Source organism: Pseudomonas putida, from assembly GCF_003228315.1.
GTDB lineage: Bacteria > Pseudomonadota > Gammaproteobacteria > Pseudomonadales > Pseudomonadaceae > Aquipseudomonas > Aquipseudomonas putida_S.
Window position 1 is genome coordinate 2,321,126 of sequence record NZ_CP029693.1, and the last position, 25,296, is coordinate 2,346,421.

General features: G+C 61.7%; 23 protein-coding genes. 13 read left to right on the forward strand and 10 right to left on the reverse strand.

Annotated features, from left to right (window positions below; genetic code table 11):
- Positions 1–9: 9 nt before the first annotated feature.
- Entirely contained in the window at positions 10–1,113 is a 1,104-nt protein-coding gene (locus tag DKY63_RS10575; protein WP_110964040.1) for a polyamine ABC transporter substrate-binding protein, read from the reverse strand.
- A 208-nt stretch (positions 1,114–1,321) separates the two neighbouring features.
- Here DKY63_RS10575 and DKY63_RS10580 point away from each other — a divergent pair, with 208 nt between their 5' ends.
- Positions 1,322–2,080: an enoyl-CoA hydratase gene (locus DKY63_RS10580; protein ID WP_110967900.1), complete on the forward strand. Its 759-nt coding sequence runs from the start codon at positions 1,322–1,324 to the stop codon at positions 2,078–2,080.
- Between the two features lie 20 nt (positions 2,081–2,100).
- Positions 2,101–3,282: an acetyl-CoA C-acyltransferase family protein gene (locus tag DKY63_RS10585; RefSeq protein WP_110964041.1), complete on the forward strand. Its 1,182-nt coding sequence runs from the start codon at positions 2,101–2,103 to the stop codon at positions 3,280–3,282.
- Positions 3,283–3,490: 208 nt separating this feature from the next.
- Here the strand turns inward: DKY63_RS10585 and DKY63_RS10595 are convergent, their stop codons facing one another.
- Both DKY63_RS10595 and DKY63_RS32880 read right to left on the reverse strand, forming a co-directional pair.
- The gene (locus DKY63_RS10595; protein ID WP_110964043.1) at positions 3,491–3,841 is read right to left on the reverse strand and encodes a hypothetical protein; all 351 of its coding nucleotides are present in this window, start codon (positions 3,839–3,841) and stop codon (positions 3,491–3,493) included.
- 110 nt (positions 3,842–3,951) lie between these two features.
- Complete coding sequence (locus DKY63_RS32880) at positions 3,952–4,083, reverse strand: hypothetical protein (protein ID WP_275428112.1); 132 nt, start codon at positions 4,081–4,083, stop codon at positions 3,952–3,954.
- Positions 4,084–4,170: 87 nt separating this feature from the next.
- Between DKY63_RS32880 and DKY63_RS10600 the strand changes: the two genes are divergently transcribed.
- From DKY63_RS10600 to DKY63_RS10610, 3 genes are all read left to right on the forward strand, one after another.
- Positions 4,171–5,340 (forward strand): aromatic ring-hydroxylating oxygenase subunit alpha, encoded by a 1,170-nt coding sequence (locus DKY63_RS10600; protein ID WP_110964044.1) that lies wholly within the window; start codon positions 4,171–4,173, stop codon positions 5,338–5,340.
- Positions 5,341–5,489: 149 nt separating this feature from the next.
- Positions 5,490–7,151 carry a choline dehydrogenase gene (locus tag DKY63_RS10605; RefSeq protein WP_110964045.1) on the forward strand — a complete coding sequence of 554 codons (1,662 nt, stop codon included), beginning with the start codon at positions 5,490–5,492 and terminating at the stop codon, positions 7,149–7,151.
- A gap of 9 nt (positions 7,152–7,160) precedes the next feature.
- Positions 7,161–8,219 carry a GlxA family transcriptional regulator gene (locus DKY63_RS10610; protein ID WP_110964046.1) on the forward strand — a complete coding sequence of 353 codons (1,059 nt, stop codon included), beginning with the start codon at positions 7,161–7,163 and terminating at the stop codon, positions 8,217–8,219.
- Between the two features lie 37 nt (positions 8,220–8,256).
- Here the strand turns inward: DKY63_RS10610 and DKY63_RS10615 are convergent, their stop codons facing one another.
- Positions 8,257–8,985 (reverse strand): class II aldolase and adducin N-terminal domain-containing protein, encoded by a 729-nt coding sequence (locus tag DKY63_RS10615; protein WP_110964047.1) that lies wholly within the window; start codon positions 8,983–8,985, stop codon positions 8,257–8,259.
- 202 nt (positions 8,986–9,187) lie between these two features.
- On the opposite strand from DKY63_RS10615, the gene DKY63_RS10620 reads away from it, so the two are divergent.
- The 4 genes from DKY63_RS10620 (at position 9,188) to DKY63_RS10635 (ending at position 14,627) form a co-directional block, all read left to right on the forward strand.
- Positions 9,188–10,654, forward strand: coding sequence for an aldehyde dehydrogenase family protein (locus tag DKY63_RS10620; protein ID WP_110964048.1), 1,467 nt, complete (start codon positions 9,188–9,190; stop codon positions 10,652–10,654).
- An 82-nt stretch (positions 10,655–10,736) separates the two neighbouring features.
- A complete protein-coding gene (locus DKY63_RS10625; RefSeq protein ID WP_110964049.1) occupies positions 10,737–11,672 on the forward strand; it encodes a choline ABC transporter substrate-binding protein in 936 nt (311 codons plus the stop codon).
- 244 nt (positions 11,673–11,916) lie between these two features.
- The gene (locus DKY63_RS10630) at positions 11,917–13,038 is read left to right on the forward strand and encodes an HlyD family secretion protein (protein WP_110964050.1); all 1,122 of its coding nucleotides are present in this window, start codon (positions 11,917–11,919) and stop codon (positions 13,036–13,038) included.
- Complete coding sequence (locus tag DKY63_RS10635) at positions 13,035–14,627, forward strand: DHA2 family efflux MFS transporter permease subunit (protein WP_110964051.1); 1,593 nt, start codon at positions 13,035–13,037, stop codon at positions 14,625–14,627. The genes DKY63_RS10630 and DKY63_RS10635 overlap by 4 nt, the downstream gene beginning before the upstream one ends.
- A 130-nt stretch (positions 14,628–14,757) precedes the next feature.
- Here the strand turns inward: DKY63_RS10635 and DKY63_RS10640 are convergent, their stop codons facing one another.
- Positions 14,758–15,198, reverse strand: a complete 441-nt coding sequence (locus tag DKY63_RS10640; RefSeq protein ID WP_110964052.1) for a carboxymuconolactone decarboxylase family protein — start codon at positions 15,196–15,198, stop codon at positions 14,758–14,760.
- 224 nt (positions 15,199–15,422) lie between these two features.
- On the opposite strand from DKY63_RS10640, the gene DKY63_RS10645 reads away from it, so the two are divergent.
- Together DKY63_RS10645 and DKY63_RS10650 are read left to right on the forward strand one after the other, a co-directional pair.
- The gene (locus DKY63_RS10645; RefSeq protein ID WP_110964053.1) at positions 15,423–15,929 is read left to right on the forward strand and encodes a sigma-70 family RNA polymerase sigma factor; all 507 of its coding nucleotides are present in this window, start codon (positions 15,423–15,425) and stop codon (positions 15,927–15,929) included.
- A gap of 16 nt (positions 15,930–15,945) precedes the next feature.
- Positions 15,946–16,905: a FecR domain-containing protein gene (locus DKY63_RS10650; RefSeq protein ID WP_110964054.1), complete on the forward strand. Its 960-nt coding sequence runs from the start codon at positions 15,946–15,948 to the stop codon at positions 16,903–16,905.
- Between the two features lie 150 nt (positions 16,906–17,055).
- Here the strand turns inward: DKY63_RS10650 and DKY63_RS10655 are convergent, their stop codons facing one another.
- The gene (locus DKY63_RS10655) at positions 17,056–18,501 is read right to left on the reverse strand and encodes a mechanosensitive ion channel family protein (protein ID WP_110964055.1); all 1,446 of its coding nucleotides are present in this window, start codon (positions 18,499–18,501) and stop codon (positions 17,056–17,058) included.
- A gap of 218 nt (positions 18,502–18,719) precedes the next feature.
- Complete coding sequence (locus DKY63_RS10660; protein ID WP_110964056.1) at positions 18,720–19,586, reverse strand: pirin family protein; 867 nt, start codon at positions 19,584–19,586, stop codon at positions 18,720–18,722.
- A gap of 191 nt (positions 19,587–19,777) precedes the next feature.
- Here DKY63_RS10660 and DKY63_RS10665 point away from each other — a divergent pair, with 191 nt between their 5' ends.
- Entirely contained in the window at positions 19,778–20,317 is a 540-nt protein-coding gene (locus DKY63_RS10665; protein ID WP_110964057.1) for a PaaI family thioesterase, read from the forward strand.
- A gap of 129 nt (positions 20,318–20,446) precedes the next feature.
- Here DKY63_RS10665 and DKY63_RS32885 read toward each other — a convergent pair whose 3' ends face one another.
- A complete protein-coding gene (locus DKY63_RS32885; protein ID WP_275428113.1) occupies positions 20,447–20,572 on the reverse strand; it encodes a hypothetical protein in 126 nt (41 codons plus the stop codon).
- Between the two features lie 2 nt (positions 20,573–20,574).
- Here DKY63_RS32885 and dkgB point away from each other — a divergent pair, with 2 nt between their 5' ends.
- The gene (gene dkgB / locus DKY63_RS10670) at positions 20,575–21,378 is read left to right on the forward strand and encodes a 2,5-didehydrogluconate reductase DkgB (protein ID WP_110964058.1); all 804 of its coding nucleotides are present in this window, start codon (positions 20,575–20,577) and stop codon (positions 21,376–21,378) included.
- Here the strand turns inward: dkgB and DKY63_RS10675 are convergent.
- Complete coding sequence (locus DKY63_RS10675) at positions 21,375–24,611, reverse strand: transporter substrate-binding domain-containing protein (RefSeq protein WP_110964059.1); 3,237 nt, start codon at positions 24,609–24,611, stop codon at positions 21,375–21,377. The two genes, dkgB and DKY63_RS10675, sit on opposite strands and share 4 nt — an antisense overlap.
- Positions 24,612–25,238: a response regulator transcription factor gene (locus tag DKY63_RS10680; protein ID WP_110964060.1), complete on the reverse strand. Its 627-nt coding sequence runs from the start codon at positions 25,236–25,238 to the stop codon at positions 24,612–24,614.
- Positions 25,239–25,296: the final 58 nt, after the last annotated feature.

The following is a 25,296-nucleotide window of genomic DNA, read 5'->3' on the forward strand; positions in this document are numbered from 1 at the left end:
ATTGGACGATCAGATCCCGCTCTTCACCGTGCTCCACACCCGCGTAATGGCGCGCATGTCTTTCGCGTCCTGGGTTTTCTGCGGGAAGAGCCGTTGACGCACGTCTTCATCGGGATAGATCGCCGGGTTATCTCGCACACTGGCATTGAGCAGGGGCGTGGCCGCCGCGTTGCTGTTGGCGTAGTTGATGTAATCGCTCACATCGGCCATCACCTGGGGTTGCATCAGGTAGTCGAGAAACTTGTGGGCGTTGGCCACGTGGGGCGCGTCCGCCGGGATGTACATGTTGTCGAACCAGATCAGCGAGCCTTCCTTGGGAATGAAATAGGCCAGGTTGATCTGCTTCTTCGCCTCTTCGGCACGGGCCATGGCGGTGGCGTAGTCGCCGGACCAGGTCATGGCCATGCACACATCGCCGTTGGGCAAGCTGGTCAGGTAGTTGACCGAGTCGAATTTGCGGATGTAAGGCCGCACCGACAGCAGCACATCCTGAGCGGCCTTGAGGTCTTCTGGCGCGGCGCTTCGCGGGTCACGACCCAGATATTTCAGCGCCAGCGGAATCACTTCGGTGGGCGCATCGAGCAGGGTGACGCCGCAGTCGGCGAATTTGGAGACGATCTTCGGATCGAAAATCATCGCCAGCGAACCGATCGGCGCGTCCGGCATGCGTTCCTTGATCTTGTCGACGTTGTAGGTCACGCCGTTGCTGCCCCAGGTATAGGGCGCCGAGTACGTGGTGCCCGGGTCGAAGCCTTGCAGGTCCTGCAGGACTTTCGGGTCCAGATTGTTCCAGCTCGGCAGCAACTTCTTGTCCAGCGGCTGGAACACCTTGGCCTTGATCAGCGGTGGCGCCAGCGAGGCATTCAACACGATCAGGTCGTAGCCGGAGTGGCCCGTCAGCAGTTTGGCCTGCACCGTCTCATAGGCGTCGAAGGTGTCATAAATGACTTTGATGCCGGTTTCTTTCTCGAAATTCGCCAGCGTCTTCTCGCCGATGTAGTCCGCCCAGTTGTAGAGCCGCAGCGTTTTGCTGTCGTCCACTTGTGCGGCCTGGGCATTGATGGCCAACGAAACAACAAACAGACTGGAAATCACCTTCAGTGTCTTGCGCATTGCACATTCACCTTATCGAGCGAGTTCGGCTCTGGATGAGCGGATGAACCTACTATTGGGCGATTCGCGGGGTGAAGCCATACCCCGAATGGGTGTGTCGGTCTGCGACATGGCAAAAAGCATCAGGGCGGTTGACCCGTTTTGTCATAGCGGCGAGGTTTGCCCGGCGCTTAAAGTGGCCGCCAAACCGACCCTGCAGGCGCCTTCGATGACCGACCTGATCAAACAACACCTGAGCGATGGCGTACTGACGCTGACCATCGACCGTCCGGACAAGCTCAATGCCCTGACCAACGCGATGTACACGCGCGTGGCCGACCTGCTGTTCGCCGCTGACGAAAACCCGGACATCGGGGTCATCATCCTCACCGGCGGCCCGAACTGTTTTACCAGTGGCAACGATCTGGTGGACTTCCTGCAAGAGCCGCCGACCCATCTGGACAGCCCGGCCTTCCGCCTGATGCGCGCCGTGACCCACCTGACAAAGCCGCTGATTGCCGCTGTGTGCGGCGCGGCCATCGGCATCGGCACCACCCTGCTGCTGCATTGCGATCAGGTGCTGGTGACGCGCAACGCCAAGCTGCGCATGCCGTTCGTCAACATTGGCCTGTGCCCGGAGTTCGGCGCCAGCCTGCTTTTCCCGCGCCTGCTCGGTCAGGCCCGTGCCGCACGTCTGCTGCTACTGGGCGAAGGCTTCAGTGGCGATGAAGCGCTGGCATGGGGCCTGGCCAACGAGGCCTTCGACGATGGCGAACAATGCCTGGCTGCGGCGGAAAAAATCGCCCGACGCTTGTTGGCGATGCCCCGGCAAGCCTTGCTTGAATCGCGCCAATTGATGAAGCAGGCCGGCATGGCCGAACTGCAAGCCACCCTGCGTGAAGAAAACCAGTTGTTCATTCAGCGCCTCAACAGCACTGAAGCCAAAACCGCCTTGAACGCACTGCTCAATCGCAGTACAGATAAGTAAATCCCGAAAGGAAACCCGTCATGAACACCCCGGAAATCTTCGTCGTCAGCGCCGCCCGTACCGCCATCGGTTCCTTCGGTGGCTCGCTCAAGGACGTGCCGCCAGTCGATCTGGCGACCACCGCGATCAAGTCCGCCCTGGAGCGCGCCGCCGTCGACCCGGCGCTGGTCGGTCATTTGGTGATGGGCAATGTGATCCCTACCGAAACTCGCGATGCCTACCTCTCCCGCGTTGCCGCGATGAACGCCGGCATCCCGAAGGAAACCCCGGCCTATAACGTCAACCGCCTGTGCGGTTCCGGCCTGCAAGCGATCGTCAGCGCCGCGCAAACCCTGCTGCTGGGCGACGCCGAAATCGCCATCGGCGCCGGTGCCGAGTCCATGAGCCGTGGCCCGTACCTGATGCCGGCCGCCCGCTGGGGTGCGCGCATGGGCAACATCCAGGCCATCGACTACATGCTGGGCATCCTGCATGACCCGTTCCAGACCATCCACATGGGCGTCACCGCCGAGAACGTCGCCGCGCGCAACGGCATCACCCGCGAAATGCAGGACGCCCTGGCCCTGGAAGACCAGAAACGCGCCGCCCACGCGATTGCCAACGGCTACTTCGTTGATCAGATCGCCACCGTTGAAATCCAGGATCGCAAAGGCACCAAGCTGTTCAACGTCGATGAACATCCGCGCGCTACTTCCCTTGAGCAACTGGCGGCCATGAAGCCGGCGTTCAAGAAAGACGGTTCGGTCACCGCCGGCAACGCCTCGGGCCTGAACGACGGCGCGGCCGCGCTGGTCATGGCCACCGGCAACGCCGTGCAGGCCAACAACCTGCGCCCGATGGCGCGCCTGGTCAGCTACGCCCATGCTGGCGTCGAGCCGGAACTGATGGGCCTGGGCCCGATCCCGGCCACCCGCCTGGCCCTCAAGCGCGCAGGCCTGACCGTTGCAGACATGGACGTGATCGAAGCCAACATCGCCTTCGCCGCCCAAGCCTGTGCCGTCAGCCAGGAACTGGATCTGGACCCGGCCAAGGTCAACCCGAACGGCTCCGGCATCGCCCTGGGTCACCCGGTGGGTGCGACCGGCGCGATCATCGCCACCAAGGCCATCCACGAACTGCACCGTACCGGCGGGCGCTATGCGCTGGTGACCATGTGCATTGGTGGTGGTCAGGGGATTGCGGCGATTTTCGAACGCGCTTGATAGACAGATAAACCTGTAGGAGCGAGCCTGCTCGCGAATGCGGTGGGTCATTCAGCATAAATGTTGACTGACCCGGCCCTATCGCGAGCAGGCTCGCTCCTACATTTGGACTGACTTCCGACCTTGATCCGCCCCATAAAAAAACGGGCAAACGAGGTGCGGCTCGCCTGCCCGTGAAAGGGAAAATCGTGCTACTGCTGTCGGCGATTCAACTGCCTTGCGGCACCAATCGCGAACCCTGGCGAGTCACCTGCTGACCCGCCTCGAAATGGGCATTGGGTGAACGAACCGTACTGACTTCACCCCGCGCATCCTTCACTTCGTACGCGGTCTGCGACAGACCCGTCGCCTGCTGTACCGAGCCACCGGCGAAGAAGCCGGCACCGGCTCCCACCAACGCACCCACCGGACCGCCAACGGCACCCACCATCAAACCGGTCAGGGCACCGTAGCCTTTGCCGGCAGTGGTATCGGGTACTTCGCGTATGACTTGATCGGCCATGCAGAGCGGGGAAAGCAAGAAACTGAATGTGAAGCCAAGAGCAATGGAGCGGGTCATGGGATTCTCCTGCTTCGGGTTTATTGCCTTGGGTAATTCATGAAGCGTGCCAATCTATAAATTCTTAAATATCAATTAGTTATTTCTAGAATAGTCAAATTGACAGCGAGTCATTCTGACAAAAATGAAGTCATATTGACCCGGATCAAGATCAAAAGATCGCAGCCTTCGGCAGCTCCTGCAGGTGGAACGCGGGCATATCTGCGCTTGATGTTTTCATCACGCAACTGGTCGCTTTCCATCAATCCCCCCACTTCCTCGCCCCCTAGATTAGGACCCACAACAGCAAGCCGTACCGTGCGGCGCCAGGCACCGAGGAGATCGTTCCCATGCAAAATATCCACACCCTCAAGGCTCACAGCTCGATCGACGGCTGGGATCATCAGGACCCGGAAGAAGCCTTCACCCTGCCTTCGCGTTACTTCTACGACGAGACCCTGTTCAAGGCCGAGCGCGACAATATTTTCATGCACGCCTGGCATGTGGCCGGGCACGTCAGCGAGTTCGCCGAGCCGGGGCAGTATGTGGTGACGGATCTGTTCGACCAGAGCGTGGTGGTGGCGAAGAATCGGCAGGGGCAGATTCATGCGTTCCATAACGTTTGCCAGCACCGCGGCAATCGCCTGCTCGAAGAGCGTCGCGGCACCACCGGGGGCGTGGTGCGCTGCGCCTATCACTCCTGGTGCTACGAAATGGACGGCAGCCTGCGCAGCGCGCCCCGCTGCGAGAAGATGAAGAACTTCGAGTTGCAGCAGTTCAACATTCCGCAGATCCGCACCGAGGAAATGGGCGGCTTCATCTACTTCAACCTCGACCCGAAAGCCCCGTCGCTGCGGGATTTGTTCCCCGGTGCCGACGAGGAAATGCGCCGGGTGTTCCCGGACCTGGCCAACATGCGCCTGATCGAGGAGCAGGACGTGATCGTGCCGGCCAACTGGAAGGTAATCATGGACAACTCCATCGAGGGTTATCACTTCAAGCTGTCGGGGCCGTGCCATATCGACCTGGCCCGACTCATCGACTTCAAGGGCTATCAGTTGACCAAACGCGACAACTGGTGGACCTACATCGCCCCGGCCAATCTCACGGTGACCGAAGCCTACGGCGTGCCGCTGCGCAAGGACCTGAACCCGGACGAATGCTTCTTCAACATCGGCATGTGGCCGAACAACACCTTCTACACCTTCCCGTTCTCGGAATTTCTGGGCTCGTTCATCATGATTCCGCTGGACGCCGAACGCTCGCTGCTGCGCTTTGGTTACTACTCCAGCAACGCCGAGACCGCGAAGGTCAGCGAGCAATGCATGAAGTGGATGAACGAGGATTTGGGGCCGGAAGACATCGCCCTGAACATCTCGGTGCAGAAAGGTTTGCGCTCACTGGGTTATGACCAGGGCCGCTACATGATCGATGCCCAGCGCAGCAATGAAAGCGAGCATCTGGTGCATCACTTCCATCGGTTGGTGTTTAACGGGATTCATGGGAATTCCGCGATCTGAACCAACCCAAAATCCCTGTAGGAGCGAGCCTGCTCGCGATAGCGGTGGGTCAGGCACATCGATGTTGAATGTATCGACGCCATCGCGAGCAGGCTCGCTCCTACAGGGGATTTGTGATGTGACCCTTCATTTATGGAGCAAAACGAACCATGGCCAACCATGAGTTTGATTACCTGATCGTGGGCGCGGGGTCGGCCGGCTGCGTGTTGGCCAATCGCCTCGGCGAAGACCCGGCCACGCAAATCCTGCTGCTCGAAGCCGGCCCTGCGGACAAGAGCTGGACCATCGACATGCCGTCCGCCGTCGGGCTGGTGGTCGGTGGCACGCGTTACAACTGGAGCTACAGCTCCGAGCCGGAACCGTACCTGGACGGCCGCCGCATCGGCACGCCGCGCGGCCGGACCCTGGGCGGTTCGTCGTCGATCAACGGCATGGTCTACATCCGTGGCCATGCCCGGGATTACGACGCCTGGGCCAAACAGGGCTGCACCGGCTGGAGCTATCTGGACGTGCTGCCTTACTTCAAGCGGGCGCAGACCCATGCCGGCGGCGAAGACGATTACCGGGGGGCGGCCGGGCACTTGCACGTCACCCCGGGCGACGTGCAGACACCGCTGTGCGCGGCATTCCTGAAGGCCGGCGCCGAGGCCGGTTATGGCTTGAGCGACGACCTCAATGGCTATCGCCAGGAAGCCTTCGGCCCGGTCGATCGCACCACCCGCAACGGTCGGCGCTGGAGCACCTCGCGCGGTTATCTGAGCGAAGCGCTGGGCCGGGGCAACGTGCGGGTGAGCACCGATGCCCTGGCCTTGCGCATCCTGTTCAAAGGCCAGCGCGCCATCGGCATCGAATACGAGCAGAACGGAAAAACCCATCAGGCCTTCGCCCGACGCGAAGTGCTGCTGACCGCCGGGGCGATCAACTCGCCGCAACTGTTGTTGCTGTCGGGCATCGGTCCGGCTTCTGAACTGCGCGATCTGGGCATCACGGTCAAACAAGACCTGCCCGGTGTCGGCCGCCGTCTCAACGACCACCCCGACACCGTGGTGCAGTACCTGTGCAAGAAACCGGTGTCGCTGTATCCCTGGACCACCGCGCCGGGCAAATGGTGGATCGGCGCACGCTGGTTCGCCACTCACGACGGGTTGGCTGCGAGCAATCATTTCGAAGCCGGCGCGTTCATCCGCTCCCGGGCCGGGGTCGAACATCCCGACCTGCAATTGACCTTCATGCCGCTGGCGGTGAAACCCGGCAGTGTCGATCTGGTGCCCAACCATGCGTTCCAGATCCACATCGATCTGATGCGCCCCACCAGCCTGGGCAGCGTCACGCTCAACAGCGCCGACCCCCGGCAGCCGCCGCGCATCCTGTTCAATTACCTGAAAACCGAGCAGGATCGAGCGGACATGCGCGCCGGTGCCCGGCTGGTGCGCGAGATCATCGAACAATCGGCCATGGCCGCGTTCAAGGGCGAGGAACTGGTGCCCGGCCCGCAGGCGCAAAGTGACGAAGCGCTGGATGCCTGGGCCCGGCAGGTCACGGAAACCGGCTACCATGCCAGCGGTACGTGCAAGATGGGCCCGGCGAGCGACACCGAAGCGGTGGTCGACCCGCAATTGCGCGTGCATGGCCTGGACGGTTTGCGGGTGGTGGACGCCTCGATCATGCCGGTGATTGTCAGCGGCAACACCAACGCCCCGACGGTGATGATCGCGGAAAAGGCCAGCGATATGATTCGCGGCAGGTCGCCCCTGCCACGCAGTCAGGCAGCGGTATGGACTCACCCGCAATGGCAGACACGGCAACGATAGAGATCACATATGAGTAATCAGTCGTTCGATGATGCAAACGCCCGTTTCACCTGGCGGCGCGACGATGTCGCGCCGTTGCGCGTGGCGGTCTTGCTGTTGCCGTCGTTCTCCAACTTCGGTCTGGCCGCGGTGCTGGAGCCGTTGGCCATTGCCAACTGGCTGACCCAGCGCCAGCTGTTCCAGTGGTCGCTGTTGTCCCTGGACGGCGAACCGGTGCAGGCCAGCAACGGTCTGACCACCGTCGCCAATGACGGTTTGAAGGCCGACCAGGGTTTCGATGCCTGTCTGGTGATCGCCAGTTTCGATGTGCACAAACACAGCCGGAACGTGGCGCTCAAGAGCTGGCTGCGTAAACAGGCACTGTTTGGCGCGGTGTTGATGGGCGTGGAAACCGGCACCGAACTGCTGGCGGCCGCCGGCGTGCTCGATGGCTACGAAGCCGCCGTGCACTGGGACAACCTGCAAGGCTTTCAGGAAAGTTATCCACGGGTCCACGCCAAGCCGCAGCTCTACACCCTGGAACGCCAGCGCCTGACCTGCGCCGGCGCCACCACCACTCTGGACATGCTGCTGGGCTGGATCGGCCAGAGCATCGACAGCGAACTGGCCCGGGAAATCGGCATGCATCTGTTGATGGGCCAGGTGCGGGCTCCGGCGGACAGCCAGCTCGACGGCGACCTGACCAACACCGGGCTATACGGCAACAAGATTCGCCGGGCGGTGCAGTTGATGGAGCAGGCGCTGGAGGAACCGCTGGATTGCGAGGCGATTGCAGGGCAAGTCGGGCTGTCACGCCGGCAACTGGAGCGTCAGTTCAAGCATCAGACCGGCCTGTCGCCGCTCAAGTATTACCTGACCCTGCGGCTGGCCCGGGCCCACAGCCTGCTGCAACAGACCCGCATGACCGTGGCGCAGGTGGCGGCCTGTTCCGGTTTCGGCTCGCTGGAACATTTCTCCCGCACCTACCGCGCCCGTTTCGGCTGCCCGCCCAGCGAAGACCGCAGCCAGGTCTGGACCGCTCCGGTGATGCGCCAGCCGCTGCGCAAGGTACAACGGCCGGCCCTGTAGGAGCTGGCGAAGCCTGCGCCTACAGGGATGTGGTGGTTCAGTCTCGATAATCTGGCTCTTCCTCATCGAGAATGCCCATCAGCGCATTGAAATGCTTGTCGGCAAAGCCCTGATAGTCGAGCCATTGCCGGCAGGTCTTGCGCGCGATGGCGTCGCTGGTAATCCGCAGTTCGCGACCGGTGGACAGTGCGGTGATGTAGGTTTCGCAAGCCCGCTCGAAGTAATACAGATCGTCGAATGCCTGGGCGATGCTCGGCGCCGCCACCAGCACGCCGTGATTGCCCATCAACAGGATCGGCTTGTCCCCCAGCAGACGGCTGACTCGTTCGGCCTCGTCCCCAAGGCCCATGCCGTCGAACCCTTCATCGATCATCACCCGTTCGAAAAAACGCATGCAGTTCTGCTCGATCGGTGGTAGCCGCGAATCCGCGAGGCAAGCCAACGCCGTCGCATATTTCGAATGGGTGTGCAGGATGCACCGGGCATGGGGCTGGTTACGGTGCAAGGCGCTGTGCAGGGCCCAGGCGGTGATGTCAGGCGCGTCCGGGCGGTCGAGGCTGGCGGGATCATCGGCGTTGACCAGCAGCAAGTCGCTGGCCCGGATCCGCGAGAAGTGCTTGCCGTAGGGGTTGATCAAGAACTCCCGGCCGTCTCCCGACACCGCCACGCTGAAGTGATTGGCGATGGACTCATGCAGGTTCAACCGCGCGGCCCAGCGAAACGCGCAGGCCAGGCGGATTCTCAGTTGCTCAACGGATTGGCTCATCCCGTACTCCACAGAGGTTGATCGGATGCCTGGCAGTGTAGAGAGGCGGCCTGCGCCTGCTTGACGGGAAACGACACCGCCTGCCGTTATTGCGCAGCCTTTTGATCGTGAGAAAGCGGCGCGCTTATGCCGCGTTTCATCAAGAGCCTTGCGATGGGCACCGCCATAGTGACGACCACGACCCACTTGGCTGGAGACGCCCATGCTGCAGATTCGTTTGTTCATCGCGGGGAATTGGCAAGCGCCACAGGTGCCGCAGTACCGCGATGTGATCAACCCCGCCACCGAGGAAGTATTGGCGCAGGTGGCCGTCGCCGATGCCAGCGACGCACAACGAGCAATCAGCGCCGCACGACAGGCCTTCGACGACGGCCCCTGGCCGACAATGGCGGTGACCGAACGCGCGCAACTGCTGCAGAAAATCGCCAGCCTGATCGAACAGGACGCCGAACACCTGGCGCGCCTGGAAACCCTGAACGCCGGCAAGACCCTGGGCGAGAGCCTCGGTGATATCGGCAACGTGGTCGCGACCTTCCGCTACTACGCCGCTCTGCTGGAAAGCGAAAGCGCCAGCGTCAACAGCCATGCGCCGGCCCATGTGATCAGCTTCAACCAGCGTGAACCGGTGGGCGTGTGCGCCCTGATCGCCCCCTGGAACTACCCGCTGCTGCAAGCGGTGTGGAAAATCGCCCCGGCTCTGGCCGCCGGCAATACCGTGGTGTTCAAGCCCAGCAGCCTGACCCCGATGACGGCCCATCGCCTGACCGCCCTGCTGGCGCAAGCCGGTGTGCCCGACGGCGTGTTCAACCTGTTGTGTGGCGATGGGGATGTGGGTGAAGTGCTTGCCGCCAGCCATGAGGTGGATCTGGTGTCGCTGACCGGTGGCGCCGTGGCCGGCGGCAAGGTGATGCGCGCGGCCAGCGGCAACTTCAAGCGCGTGGCCCTGGAACTGGGCGGCAAGAATCCGAACATCGTGTTTGCCGATGCCGATTTCGAGGTGGCGCTGGACCAGGCGCTGAACGCGGTGTTTTTCAACGCCGGGCAAATCTGCTCGGCCGGCTCGCGGCTGTTGCTTGAAGACAGCATTCATGACCGCTTCGTCGAGGCCTTGCAGCAGCGGATCGCGAAGATTCGCCTGGGCAATGGCCTCGACCAGTCGACTCAAATGGGTCCGCTGATCAGCGCCGGTCATCGCGACCAGATCCTGACGATGATTGCCGGCGCCGTCGAACAGGGCGCGACCTTGCTGGCCGGCGGGACGATCCCGGCGCAGTTCGACCGCGGTTTCTGGCTGTCGCCCACCCTGCTCGGCAACGTCACCGCCGACATGCGTATCGCCCGGGAAGAAATCTTCGGCCCGGTGATCACCGTCGAGCGTTTTCGCGACGAAGCCCAGTCACTGCGCCTGGCCAACGACACACCGTTCGGCCTGGCAGCCGGGGTGTGGACCCGGGACATCGGCAAGGCCCACCGCATGGCCCGGCGCCTGCGGGTCGGCACCCTGTGGATCAACGACTACAACGCCGCCTTTCCGCAGGCGCCCTGGGGTGGCTACAAGTCCAGCGGGATCGGCCGCGAGCTGTCCCGGGCGGGGCTGGATGAGTTCACCGAACTCAAGCACATCTACCTCAATACCGAACCTGCGGCGTTGAACTGGTTTGGTGTCTAGCCGTCATGAAAAGGTTTTGCTGCACCTAAAACAAAAAGATCACCCCAAACCGCTGCCGACGTTTACCTTGAGGAGTCGATCCATGAAAGCCTTGCTCTTGCTTGCATCCCTCAGTATCCCGTTGCTCACCCACGCCGCCGAACCGGAGTCCTGCGCCACGGTGAGGTTCTCCGATGTCGGCTGGACCGACATCACCGTCACCACCGCCGTGGCCAGCGAAGTGCTGGAATCGTTGGGCTACAAAACCAAGACCACGTTGCTGTCGATCCCGGTGACCTACCGCGCCCTGTCGTCCGGCAAGGAACTGGACGTGTTCCTCGGCAACTGGATGCCCACCACCGAAAACGACATCAAGCCGTACCGCGACGCCGGCACCGTGGAAACCGTGCGCGCCAACCTGCAAGGCGCCAAATACACCCTGGCGGTGCCCCAGTACGTGTACGACGCCGGGCTGCATGACTTCGCCGACATCGCCAAATTCAAGGACAAACTCAACGGCCAGCTCTACGGCATTGAACCGGGCAACGACGGCAACCGGCTGATCCAGACCATGATCGACAAGGACGCCTTCGGCCTGAAGGACTTCAAGATCGTCGAATCCAGCGAAGCGGCCATGCTCTCGCAACTCAAGCGCACCACGCGCAAGAACGAATGGATGGTGTTCCTGGCCTGGGAACCGCACCCGATGAACACCCGCAACAAAATGAAGTACCTCAGCGGCGGCGACGAATACTTCGGCCCCAACTATGGCCAGGCCACGGTCTACACCAACGTGCGCAAGGGCTACCTCAGCGAATGCAGCAACGTCGGCAAGCTGCTGCAGAACATGGAGTTCAGCCTGGCGATGGAGAACCAGTTGATGGATGCGGTGTTGAACCAGAATCAGAAACCACGGGCGGCGGCGAAGGCGTGGTTGAAAGCCAACCCTGCGGTGCTGGAAGCCTGGCTTTCCGGGGTGAGTAGCCGCGATGGCAAGGATGGTTTGGCGATGGCCAGTGCGCGATTGGCCGCCCAATAACTGACACCACCAATCCCCTGTAGGAGCGAGCCTGCTCGCGATGGCGTCCTTCCAGTCAATAAAGTACTGACTGATAAACCGCTATCGCGAGCAGGCTCGCTCCTACAGGTGTTCTTCAGCGATCACCCCCTCTCATTCCCCTGCGATACCACCTGACGACCGGCAGCAAAAATAAATTGCCACTAAATATGACATGCGTCATATTACGTACGTAATTAAATGCCGTTTCCTACAGGAAATCCCCATGACCAGCATGCCCTCCGTTGAGCCCGACCTGGCGGTCCCCGTGACCACCCCCAAGCCTCCCCTGCTCAAACGCCTGCTTTTGCCCACCGTCGGCATCGCTGCCCTGGTGCTGGCCGGTGTGTATGGCGCCCATTGGTGGACCATTGCCCGCTTCATCGAGGAAACCGACGATGCCTACATCGGTGGCGACGTGACGGTGATTGGACCCAAGGTCGCCGGCTACATCGACGAAGTGCTGGTGACCGACAACCAGAAGGTCAAGGCCGGCGATGTGCTGATCCGCCTCGATTCCCGGGATTACCGCGCCACCCTGGCCAAGGCCGAAGGCGCGGTGGCGGCGCAGGAAGCCCTGCTGGCCAACCTCGACGCCACCGAACAACTGCAACAGGCCGTCATCGGCCAGGCCCGCGCCGGCATCGATGCCGCCGGTGCCGAAACCGCCCGCTCCCGGGATGACGATGCGCGCTACAAAAAGCTGGTCAGCACCAATGCGGTCTCGGTGGAAAGCGCGCAAAGGGCCAACGCCACCTTCAAGACAGCTTCAGCATTAAGCGCCCGCGCCCAGGCAGAACTGGTGGCGGCGCAACGCCAACTGAACGTGATTGCCACCCAGAAACAACAGGCTCGCGCCGCGTTGATTCAAGCCAAAGCCGAACGCGATCTGGCGCAACTGAACGTCGGCTACACCGAACTGCGCGCGCCGGTCGATGGCGTGATCGGCAATCGCCGCGCGCGGGTCGGCGCCTACGCCCAGGCCGGTTCGCAAATGCTCTCGGTGGTACCCACCAGCGGCTTGTGGGTCGATGCCAACTTCAAGGAAGACCAACTGGCGCGCATGGTGCCGGGGCAACGCGTGGTGATTCATGCCGACGTGCTTTCGGGCCAGGCCTTCCACGGCCATCTCGACAGCCTGGCGCCGGCCAGCGGCGCGCAGTTCAGCGTACTGCCACCGGAGAACGCCACCGGCAACTTCACCAAGATCGTGCAGCGGGTACCGGTGCGCATTCACCTGGACCCGGCCGACAGCGTGCTCGGTCACCTGCGTCCGGGCCTGTCGGTCACTGCTGAAGTGGACACCCGTGAAGCGCCGGACGCGCCTGCCGTGGCCAGCGCACCATGAGCCGCGCCCTCGCCGTCCCGGCGCAACCGTTCAATGCCGCCGACATGGCCACGGCGACCAAAGTCTTCGCCTTCGCCACCATGTGTATCGGCATGTTCATTGCGCTGCTGGACATCCAGATCGTCTCGGCTTCGCTGCGGGACATTGGCGGCGGGCTGTCCGCCGGCACCGACGAAACCGCCTGGGTGCAAACCAGCTACCTGATCGCCGAAATCATCGTGATCCCGCTGTCCGGCTGGCTGTCCCGGGTGTTCTCTACGCGCTGGCTGTTTTGCGCATCGGCGGTGGGTTTCACCCTGACCAGCCTGCTGTGCGGCCTGGCCTGGAACATCCAGAGCATGATTGCCTTTCGCGCTCTGCAAGGGTTTCTCGGCGGCTCGATGATCCCGATGGTGTTCACCACGGCCTTCGTGTTCTTCAGCGGCAAACAACGGGTCATCGCCGCCGCCACCATCGGCGCGGTGGCCTCGCTGGCACCAACGCTGGGGCCGGTCATTGGTGGCTGGATCACCGATATTTCGTCCTGGCACTGGCTGTTCTACATCAACCTGGTGCCGGGCATTTTCGTCGCCGTGGCAGTGCCGATGCTGGTGAAGATCGACCAGCCGGAACTGTCGCTGCTCAAGGGCGCCGACTATATAAGCATGGTGTTTCTGGCGCTGTTCCTCGGTTGCCTGGAATACACCCTGGAAGAAGGCCCGCGCTGGAACTGGTTCAGTGACAGCACGATCCTGACCACCGCGTGGATCAGTGGCCTGGCGGGCCTGGCCTTCATCGGCCGCAGCCTGCACGTGGCCAACCCGATCGTCGATCTGCGCGCCCTGAAAGACCGCAACTTCGCCCTCGGCTGTTTCTTCTCGTTCGTCACCGGGATCGGCCTGTTCGCCACCATCTACCTGACGCCGCTGTTTCTCGGCCGGGTGCGTGGTTATGGCGCACTGGACATTGGCCTGGCGGTTTTCTCCACGGGCGTGTTCCAGCTCATGGCGATTCCGCTGTACGCCTTTCTGGCCAACCGCATCGACCTGCGCTGGATCATGATGACCGGCCTTGGGCTGTTCGCCCTGTCGATGTGGGATTTCAGCCCGATCACCCACGACTGGGGCGCCAGGGAATTGATGTTGCCGCAAGCCTTTCGCGGGATTGCGCAGCAATTGGCGGTACCGCCAGCGGTGACCCTGACGCTCGGTGGGCTGGCACCGGCACGGCTGAAACACGCTTCAGGGTTATTCAACTTGATGAGAAACCTGGGCGGCGCCATCGGCATCGCGGCCTGCGCGACCATCCTCAATGACCGCACCAACCTGCACTTCACCCGCCTGGCGGAAAACCTCAACAGCACCAACGAGGCGATGAACCAGTGGCTGGCCCAGGTCGGCAACAACTTCGCCGCCCTCGGCCAGAGCGGCGACGTCGGTGTCACCGCCAGCCTGCATCAGCTGTGGCAGCTGACCTTCCGCGAAGCGCAGACCCAGACCTACGGCGATGCGTTCCTGATGATCATGGTCTGCTTCATCATCGCCACGGCGATGGTGCCCTTGATGCGCAAGGTGCAACCACCGGCGGCGCCGAGTGCGGATGCTCACTGATAGCAAATCTGAAACTTCACCCGCCCCTGTAGGAGCGAGCCTGCTCGCGATGGCGTCCGTCCAGTCGACAAAGAGTTGACTGAGAAACCGCTATCGCGAGCAGGCTCGCTCCTACAGTTAATGGGGGCTATCAGGCCTGCGGGGTTTTGCGGAAGCCAACAGCCAAACGGTTCCAACTGTTGATGGTGCTGATCGCCACGGTCAGGTCGACCATTTCCTTTGGCGAGAACTGTGCGGCGACTGCTGCGTAGTCTTCATCCGGGGCGTGGGTCAGGCTCAGTTGGGTCAGGGTTTCGGTCCACAGCAATGCGGCGCGTTCACGGTCGGTGAAGAACGGCGCTTCGCGCCAGGCGGTCACGGCGAACAGGCGGCGGGTGGTTTCGCCGGCCTTGAGGGCGTCGGCGGTGTGCATGTCGATGCAGAAGGCGCAGCCGTTGATTTGCGAGGCACGCAGCTTGACCAGTTCGATCAGGGGCTTTTCCAGCGGCAGCTTGGAGACGGCGGTTTCCAGGGCAATCATGGCTTTGAGGGCGTCAGGGGAAGCGGTGTAGAAGTCGATGCGCGGTTGCATTTGGCAGCTCCAGGGCAAGTGGTTGGTGTGTTTCTACGTTAGCCCCGGCGGCGATTTACACAAATATCCAATCTTCGCGAAGACGAGTAGGCCACTGCAAAACATTGTGAAAAAAGTGCGAAATGAGAATTGCCAGCAATCACTGATGGCCACTAGAATGCGATCAATTCTTAATTACACTCACGCAGGATGCACGAGTCGAGTGAGTCGAGTATCTGCCCGCCATGTCGTCCGCCAACCAGCCTCTGAACCAGCAAGTCCATAACCTCTATAGCGAACACCACGGGTGGCTGCAGGGATGGTTGCACCGCAAACTGGGCAACCGCTGCGATGCCGCCGACCTGGCCCACGATACGTTCCTGCGCCTGTTGACGCGCCAGGTGGCCAAGCCGCTGGGCAGCGAACCGCGGGCGCTGCTGACGCACATTGCCAAGGGGCTGGTGATCGATCGCTGGCGCCGCCAGGACATCGAGCGGGCCTACCTGGAAACCATCGCCCATCTACCAATGGCCGAAGTGCCGTCGCCGGAAACCCGCCTGCTGATCCTCGAAACCCTGTGGCGCATCGAGGCGTTGCTGCGCGAACTGCCGGCGGCGACCCGCGATACGTTCCTGCTCTCGCAGATCGAAGGCCTGACCTACGCGCAGATCGCCACCCGCCTGAATGTCTCGCTGATCACCATCAAGCGCCACATGCGCGCGGCGTTCATTGCCTGTTTGAGCGTTGCCTGATGAAGAGCGTCGCCTGATGAATTCGTCGATGATCAACCCCGAGATTCTCGGTGAAGCCGCCGACTGGCTGGTGCAGTTGCATTCCGGCACCGCCACCGCCGCCGACCACCAGGCCATCGCCCAGTGGCGCAATCGCAGCCGTGAACACGCCCAGGCCTGGCAACGGGCCGAAGTGTTGCTCGGTGAATTTCGCAGTGTGCCGGCGAACCTGGCGATCCAGACCTTGCAACGGGCTGCGCGCAAGGATGGCCTCACCCGTCGGCAAACCCTGACCCGCGTAGGCCTGCTTTTGCTGGCCGGTCCCCTGGGCTTCGCTTCGCAGCACCTGCCGTGGGAGCAGTGGAGCGCCGATCAGCGCACTGCCGTGGGCGAGCAGCAAAGCCTGCAATTGCCCGATGGCAGCCAGTTGCTGCTCAACACCGACAGCGCGGTGAACATTGCCTTCAACGCCAGTGAGCGGCGCGTGCTGTTGCTCGACGGCGAGGTGCTGATCCGTACCGCGACAGACCTGGGCGCACGCCCCTTTATCGTCGAAACGCCCCAGGGCACCGCCCGCTTGCTGGACACCCGGCTTTGCGTGCGGACCGAGGGCGATCGCAGCCATGTGTCCGTCCTCGAAGGGCAAGCAGTGATCACCCCGCAGTTGCTGCAACAGAGTTCAACCCTGAGCGCCGGCCAGCGCCAGAGCTTCAGCCGCAACCGCCTGGACATCGTGGAATCCTTCGACAGCGCTGCCGTGGCCTGGGACAAAGGCATGCTGCTGGCCAACAACATGCGCCTGGACCAGTTGCTCGGCGAGTTGAGCCGCTACCGCCCCGGCGTGCTGCGCTGCCATCCGGATGTGGCGGCGCTGCGGGTCTCGGGCGCGTTTTCCCTGCGTGATACCGACGCCAGCCTGCGCCTGCTCGGCGATACCTTGCCGTTGAACATCAGCCGGATGACCCGTTACTGGTTGTCGGTGGAACCGAGGGTTTGAACTTCACGTTTTGCAGCGCTGCTTATGCCGTCATCGCGGGCAAGCCCGCTCCCACAGGGATTTGTGTCCTGCACAAAATACAGGGCACACCGGAAACCTGTAGGAGCAAGGCTTGCCCGCGATCCGCGCAGCGGCCATCCAATAAAGCCCTCACCCCGCCCGCTTGAGCAACCACTGGAAAAACCCTGTCTTGCGCACCACCACCGGCACTTCCTCGGTCAGCGCCTGCACCTTGTGCAAGCGGAAATCCAGCAGGGTTTTCATCGCGTCGTTGATGTCCTGACGGGCATCCAGGCAAGGTTTGAGATAACCCTCTTCGATGCGATACAGCGTGCAAAAGGTCTTGGCGCTAAATTCCGCCTTGGAGGAACTGTCGGTCAGGATCCCTGCTTCGCCGATCACTTCCCCCGGCCCCATGCGCCCGGTTTCGATGAGCGAACCGTGCAGGTTCAACGTCACCGAGACTACGCCGGACTCGATGATGAACAAGTGATGGCTGACCTCCCCCGCCGCCAGGATCGTCTCGCCGGCACGGAAGTTTTGCAGGTTCATGTTCTGGCTGAAGGTTTCCTTCTCTTCCTGGCGCAAGGTCGAGAAGATCGGCGAACTTTCCAGCAGTGCCCGTGGCCGTGAGATGTCGTTTTGCGGATTGGGCTCCACGTTCGACAACAGGTTGACCCCGGCGGCCTGCAAGTGCCGATAGGCCAGATCGTACAGTTGGTTGCGCACTGAGCGCTTTTCGCTCATCGCGGCGACAAAACCGCTGATTTCATATTCCGCACCGGCGGCGCTGGAGCTTTTGAGCGCCACTTTCGGCCCGGGCGAACTCAACATCGTGCGGCAGCCCTGCATCGCCCGCTCCAGGGCATCGATCACGGTTTGCGGCCGTACATGGGGGCTGACCTGCAAACAGACCGACAGGCCGAACATGTCGCTGGGCCGACTGAAGTTGGTGATCTTGGCCTTGGCGGCCAGGGAGTTGGGAATCACGATCATGCTGCCCTGGGACGTCTGCAGCCGCGTGGCCCGCCAATCGATGTCGATGACCCGGCCTTCGGTGCCGTCGATGGCGATCCAGTCATCCAGTTGATAGGGCTTGGTGGTGTTGAGGACGATCCCGGAAAACACGTCGCTGAGGGTGCTCTGCAGCGCCAGGCCGACGATGATCGCCAGGGCGCCGGACGTGGCCAGCACGCCCTTGACCGGCAGGTTGAGCACGTAGGCCATGGACGCGATCACCGCGACCAGGAAAATCACCGCGCCGAGCAAATCCTGCAACAGGCGCCCGGTGTGCCCTACCCGCTGCATCATCACCGCGCCGATCAGCACGGTCAGGGTCCGTGCAGCGAACAGCCACCAGCCGATTTGCAAGCCGGTGGCCGCCAGGTTCAATGGCACGTTATCGACCCAGGGGGCGGGCTCCATGGGGCTGAGGCCTTCGTTGAACAGCAGCAGGCTGTACAGCGAGAAAATCACCAGCCGTACCAGGATTTTCCAGTTGTGATGGCTGGCCCCGACAAAGCGCCACAACACCAGGTCGATCACGAGCAGGATCAGGGCACAGACCAGCGGATGTTCGGCGAGCAACGACAGCATCAAGCAACTCCGGCACGGGACGATGGACAAAAGATCTCACACATTGGCCCACAGTGTAGGAGCAATTGATTTGGCTGGAATCACACGATCGTTTGGCCAACGAAAAAACCCTGTGGGAGTGAGCCTGCTCGCGATAGCTGTGTGTCAGACAACAACGATGTTGAATGTCAGACCGCTATCGCGAGCAGGCTCGCTCCTACAGTGGACCTGCGTTGGGATTAACCGTGCATCCGGCCAAAACGCCCCGACTGGTAGTCCGCGAAGGCCTGGTGGATTTCCTGCTCGGTGTTCATCACGAACGGACCATGGCCGACGATGGGCTCGTCGATCGGTTCGCCGCTGAGCAGCAACACCACCGCATCTTCGCTGGCCTCCAGTGTCAGTCGTTCGCCGTCGCGCTCGAACAGCGCCAACTGACCCGGACGCGCCGACTCCACCCCATTGATCTCAACCGAACCGCGCAGAACCACCAGCGCCGTGTTGCGTCCTGCATGCAGATCCAGGCTGAGCAATTTGCCGGCATTGAGGCGCAGATCCCAGACATCGATCGGCGTGAAAGTGCGCGCCGGCCCCCGCTGGCCGTCGAACTCACCGGCGATCAGACGCAGACTGCCGGCGTTGTCTTGCAGGGCAATGCGCGGGATATCGCGATCCACAATGCCCTGGTAACCGGCATCGGCCATCTTGTCCTTGGCGGGCAGGTTGACCCACAGCTGGACCATTTCCAGGGTGCCGCCGCTTCTGGCGAAGGCTTCGGAATGAAACTCTTCATGAATAATCCCTGAGGCGGCGGTCATCCATTGCACATCGCCGGGCCCGATCTTGCCGCCGCTGCCGGTGGAATCGCGATGTTCCACTTCACCGTCGTAGACGATGGTCACGGTTTCGAACCCACGGTGCGGGTGCTGGCCCACGCCCCGGCGTTCGGTAGTCGGGGTGAATTGCGCGGGGCCGGCGTGATCCAGCAGCAGGAACGGGCTGATGTGCTTGCCCAGGTTGTCGTAGGAAAACAGTGTGCGAACCGGAAAACCGTCGCCGACCCAATGCCCACGAGGGCTGGTGTAGATACCGATGATGTTTTTCATGGGGTCTCCAAAATCATGAGTGAAGCCATGAACAGAGCTTAAAACAGAGGGTAATACAGCACTAGACAGCAAAAATCGGCTTGATTGTCCTATACAGGGAACGATGATCACGGGTGGCGCGAATTTTATTTCGAGCATAATATCGACCGACATTACACTTGTAATATTTTATCACACGCGAGGCCCCGAACATGCAAAGCCCCAACCGCGACGCCACACTCGCCCAATGGATCGCCCAGGAACAGGCCATGCGCGAGCGCCTGGCCGGGCCCGGCAGTTTGTCCCTGGCCGAAGTCAGCGCCCTGTCCCCCATGGAATTTTTCGATGGCATCGGCAACGGTGAACTGCCCTCGCCGCCTATCGGCACCTTGATGGATTTCATCCCGATCGAGTGGTCCGCCGGACTGTTCATCTTCCAGGGCACACCGGATGCACGACATTACAACCCGTTGGGCACGGTGCATGGCGGCTATGCCGCGACACTGCTGGATTCCTGCATGGGTTGCGCGATTCACACGCAGCTGAAAAAGGGCCAAGGCTATACCACCCTGGATCTGCGCATCAGTTATGTGCGGGCGTTGAACAGCGCCAGCGGACCGATACGGGCCGAGGGCAAGGTTGTGCACCTGGGGCGTTCGACGGCGCTGGCCGAGGGGCGGATTTATGATGTGGATGGTCGGCTGTATGCGACCGGGACTACCACCTGCATGATTCTTGAGCCACGGGGGTAAGGCCAGGGATCGAGTTGACCCCATCGCGGGCAAGCCTTGCTCCCACAAGTCCGAGGGGACGAATATTTCGCGAACACCCCGGACCTGTGGGAGCAAGGCTTGCCCGCGATGGCGTCAGACCAGACACCCTCAATATTCCAGACCGCCCCAGGATTCTTGACCTGCGGTAAACATTGCTTTGCCCATCCAGCGGTTTTTCTCATGCAGCCCGGCACCGATACTGCCGCCCATTCCCACTGCAACCTCTGGAGTCATCAATGTCTATTCCCGCCTTCGGCCTGGGTACCTTTCGCCTGCAAGGCCAGGTGGTGATCGATTCGGTCAGCACCGGCCTGGAACTGGGCTACCGCGCCATCGACACCGCGCAAATCTATGAGAACGAAGCCGAGGTCGGTGAGGCCATCGCTGCCAGCGGCATTGCCCGCGAGGAGTTGTTCATCACCAGCAAGATCTGGGTCGCCAATTTTGCCGGCGATCGCTTGATCGAGAGCTTGAAAGAAAGCCTTGTCAAACTGCGCACCGATTACCTGGACCTGACCCTGATCCACTGGCCGTCGCCGCAGGATCAGGTGCCGGTCGCCGAATTCATGGGCGCCCTGCTCGAAGCCAAACGCCTGGGCCTGACCCGGCAGATCGGCGTGTCGAACTTCACCGTCGACCTGATGAAACAGGCCATCGCCGCCGTCGGTGCCGAGAACATCGCCACCAATCAGATCGAACTGCATCCGTTCCTGCAAAACCGCAAGGTGGTGGAGTTCGCCCGCAGCCAGGGTATCCACATCACCTCGTACATGACCCTGGCCTACGGTGAAGTGCTCAAGGACCCGATCATCGCGCAAATCGCCGACCGCCTGCAGGCCACCCCGGCACAGGTGACCCTGGCCTGGGCCATGCAGTCGGGATACGCAGTGATTCCTTCGTCGACCAAACGCGCCAACCTGGCCAGCAACCTCAAGGCCTGCGCCTTGAAGTTGAGCGAGGCCGACATGGCGCTGATCGCCAATCTCGATCGCGGTCATCGCCTGACCAGCCCTGAAGGCATCGCGCCGATCTGGGATTAACCGACGTCAGCACCCTGCCCCAGAGTGTGATCCAGGCGGGTCATCGCTTGCTGCAACTGATCGACGGCAGCGTCGATCAGCGCGTCTTCGTCCTGACGGCAGGCCTGCTCCAGGTGTTCGCAACACGTCACCACATTCTGCGCCCGGACCATCTGCGCCCCGCCCTTGATGCGGTGCGCCAGGTCCTGCAAGCCGTGGCGATTGCCTTCGGCATGAACCTGCAGCAAACGCTCACGGTCCTCGCGGTTGCTCACCAACAGGTCGTGCAACAGCTGGCTGATCAGCTCATCATCGGCCCCGGTGAAGTGCCGCAACCCGCTCAAATCGATTTCGGCAATGGCCGGCGACTCGCTCGCTTGCCCTGGAAACTTCGCCGCCAGCCAAGCGCTCAGGTCGACCAGGCGAATCGGCTTGAACAGGCAATCGTCCATGCCGGCCTCAAGGCAACGTCTTTTCTCCTCAGATTGTGCGTTGGCGGTAAAGCCCAGAATCATCGTGGGCTGCGCCCGGTCAAAGCGCTCCTCCTCACGGATCGCCATCGCCAGTTCGTAGCCACTGAGCACCGGCATGTTGCAATCGGTGACGACCAGATCGAAGACCTGCGCGCGCCATTGTTCGAAGCCTCGCCCGCCATCCGGCGCGACCTCCACCCGGTGCCCCAGGTAAGCGAGCTGCCGTGAAAGCAACAGGCGATTGGCCGGGTAATCGTCGACCACCAGAATATTCAATTGACGAGCCTTGAGCGGTGACTCGTCCGGCGCCGGATCAACCTCGGCAAGCGCCGCCAGTGACATCAGCTCCAGCGCTATCTCCACACGCGTTCCGCGCCCCAATTCACTGTTGAGCCTGAGCGAACCGCCCATCATTTCGCACAGGGTACGGCTGATCGCCAGTCCCAGGCCTGAACCTTGTCGGCCTGACTGTGGATTATTGCCGGCCTGCACAAAGGGGCTGAACAGGCGCTGCTGGTCGAAGACGCTGATACCGATACCACTGTCTTCGATGTCCAGGCTGACCGCGACCCGATCCAGCGGCGCACGCGTCACCCGCAGCTTCAGACTGACTTCGCCGTGTTCAGTGAACTTGATGGCATTACTCAACAAATTCGACAGCACCTGCTTGAAACGCGTGGGGTCGATCAGCACCTCGCAGTCGCTCTGCTCATCCACCTCGACCCGCCACTGCAGGTTTTTCTGCCGTGCCAGGCCTTCGAATACCCGGCTCACCGACAGCACCAGCGCTTGCAGATTGGCCCGTTCCGGTGCCAGTGACAGGTGCCCGGACTCGATCCGCGCGATATCGAGAATATCGCCGATCAAACCCAGTAACTGTTGCCCGGCATTGGACGCCACCTCGATGGCCCCACGGTCGGTCACGCCCTCATCGGCGCGTTTGAGCGCCAGCTCCAGCATGCCGATCAGCGCGTTCATCGGCGTGCGAATCTCATGGCTCATGGTCGCCAGGAAAGTGGTCTTGGCCCGATTGGCATCGTCGGCGGCGTCCTTGGCCTCCTGCAATTGCGCAAGCCATTGCTGGCGTTGACGGATCTGTCGCCGCTGCCAGGCCATCGCGCCCAAGGCCAGCGTCAACAGGACGCCGGCAGCGACGAACCCCTGCAAAATCGCCTGCCGATGACGCAGCCAATAGCGTTGCTCCACCATCAGGTCATTACGCCAAGGCAACGTCAGCTCTTCGATTTCTTCAGGGGGTATGCTCAACAACGCCTTGTCGAGGATCGAGTGCAACTCCGTGGCTGAGCGATTGGTCGCCAGGGTACTGCGCGCCGGATCGATGCCCACCGTACTGCTCACTTGCAGACGATCGCGGTACTGCCGGGAAATCAGGTATCGGGCACTGATCAGCGAATTGATGCTGCCGTCGGCCTTGCCCTGGGCGACCATTTCCATGGCATCGGCTGACAAGGGCGCATCCAGGCAGCGGATCAGCGGGAAATGCTGTCGCACGAATTCGCCGGCGATATTGCCCTGGGTCAGGGCCAGGGTTTTTCCGCTCATTTCATCGAGGACCTTGGGGCTGTCCGCTGCCATGCGGGTCACCAGCACCGATGGGCTGGTCAGGAAGGGTCGGGTAAACAGCAGGTCCTCTTCGCGCCGGGAACTCAAGCCGATGCCAGCCAGCACATCAATCTCACCGCTCTTGATGGCCTTGACCATCTCGCCCACGGACGACAGGGCGCGGATGTCGAATTGCAGCCCGGTGCGCAGGCTGATTTTCGCCAGCACATCGACGCCGATGCCGCGAAACCGGCCATCACCGTCGATGAAGGTGATCGGCGCGATATTGTCGTTGATCGCCACCCTGACCCGGGGGTGCTGATCGAGCCAGCGTTGCTCGGCCACGCTCAATTGCAGTGATTGCGTGCCGGGCATCGACACATCGCCCGCCCCCCAGCGCCGCAGGATGTTCATCTGTTCATTGGCCGGTATCACCGCCAGTGCCTGATTGACGATGCGCAACAGTGGGTTGTTTTCGCCGGCCATGGCAAAGGCGAAACGCCCCGACTCCATGAGCGAAAAGTCGGCCAACTGAACGTTGTTGAGGTAATTCTTGCGAATCAGGTAGTGGGCGCTGATCGCATCGCCCAGATAGATGTCGGCCTGACCGAACGCCACCGCTCCCACCGCCGCCAGCGTCGAGGGAAACAGTTCGACCCGGGCCTGGGAGTAGAATTGCTGGACTTTCTGTTCAGGCAAGTAGTGGTAGAGCATCGCCAGGCGTTTGCCGGCCAGTGCAGGGTCCGGCAGCCAAGTAGAGTCAGTGCGGGTCACCAGCACCGGTTGATCGACCGCGTAGGCGCTGGACATCTGCAACTGCGAGTCCTGGGCCTCATAACTGTTGGCCGTGCCCAGCAGGTCCACCGTTCCCTGTTTGAGCGCCTGGACCGCTTCCTCTCGCGAACCGTAGCGCTGAATATCGATCTCGACGCGCAACAATTGCGCCAGCAGGCCGACATAATCGGCGGTCACCCCCTCCAGTGTCTTGCCGGTGGTGGTGATGTCGAAAGGTGGGTAATCCGGGGCCGAGACGGCCAGCGTCAGGCGACCCTTTTGCCGCAGCCAGCGCCAATCGTTCGCGGATAGCCTGACGCTGTAACCGTCCACGCTTGAACGGCCCAGCAAGCCCAGTGCCTGCGACTGAGCGCCGGCATTCATTGGCCAGAGACAGAGTAATGGCAGCAGGACCAGGCAGCACAGGTGTCGAAGGCTATTCATTCAGATCAGATGATTACGCAGGGCAAGATCACGCAGGTGCACCGAAGACTCCACGTTGAGCTTTTCGACCAGCCTGGTTTTGTAGGTACTGACGGTCTTGTGGCTCAAGTGCAGGACGGCGGCGATCTCCTTGTTGCTGATACCCCGCGCCAGGTGCTGGAAGATGGTCAGTTCACGGTCCGACAACTGATCGATCATCTCTTTTTCACTGCGCTGCAACGGGTTCATCAACACCGAACTGGAGGGGAGCTGGGCGAAGTAGGTGTAGCCGGCCATCACGGCATGAATGGCTTTTTGCAGATGCTCAAGGTTATTGGTCTTGGCGACATAGGCTGACGCCCCCGCCCGCATGCATCGATCCTGATAGAACAACGGCTCCTGAGAGGTGAAGACCACCACCCGAATGCCCATGTGGCCCGCCTTGATCCGCGCCAGCACCTCCAGCCCGTCGAGCGATGGCAGGTTCAAATCCAATACCACCAAATTCGGTTTGTGCTCTCGGATCATGGGCAAGACTTCGTTCCCGCTGTCAACTTCATGTATGCGCTGAAATCCCTCCTGTTTGAGTACGATTTTGAGGGCACCGCGAATTACCGGGTGATCGTCCACAATGAGCACTGTACTCATGGCAACTCCCTGGGCAAATACAGGACGAGCGGGCAAGGCCCGGATTAGACGCAGCGGC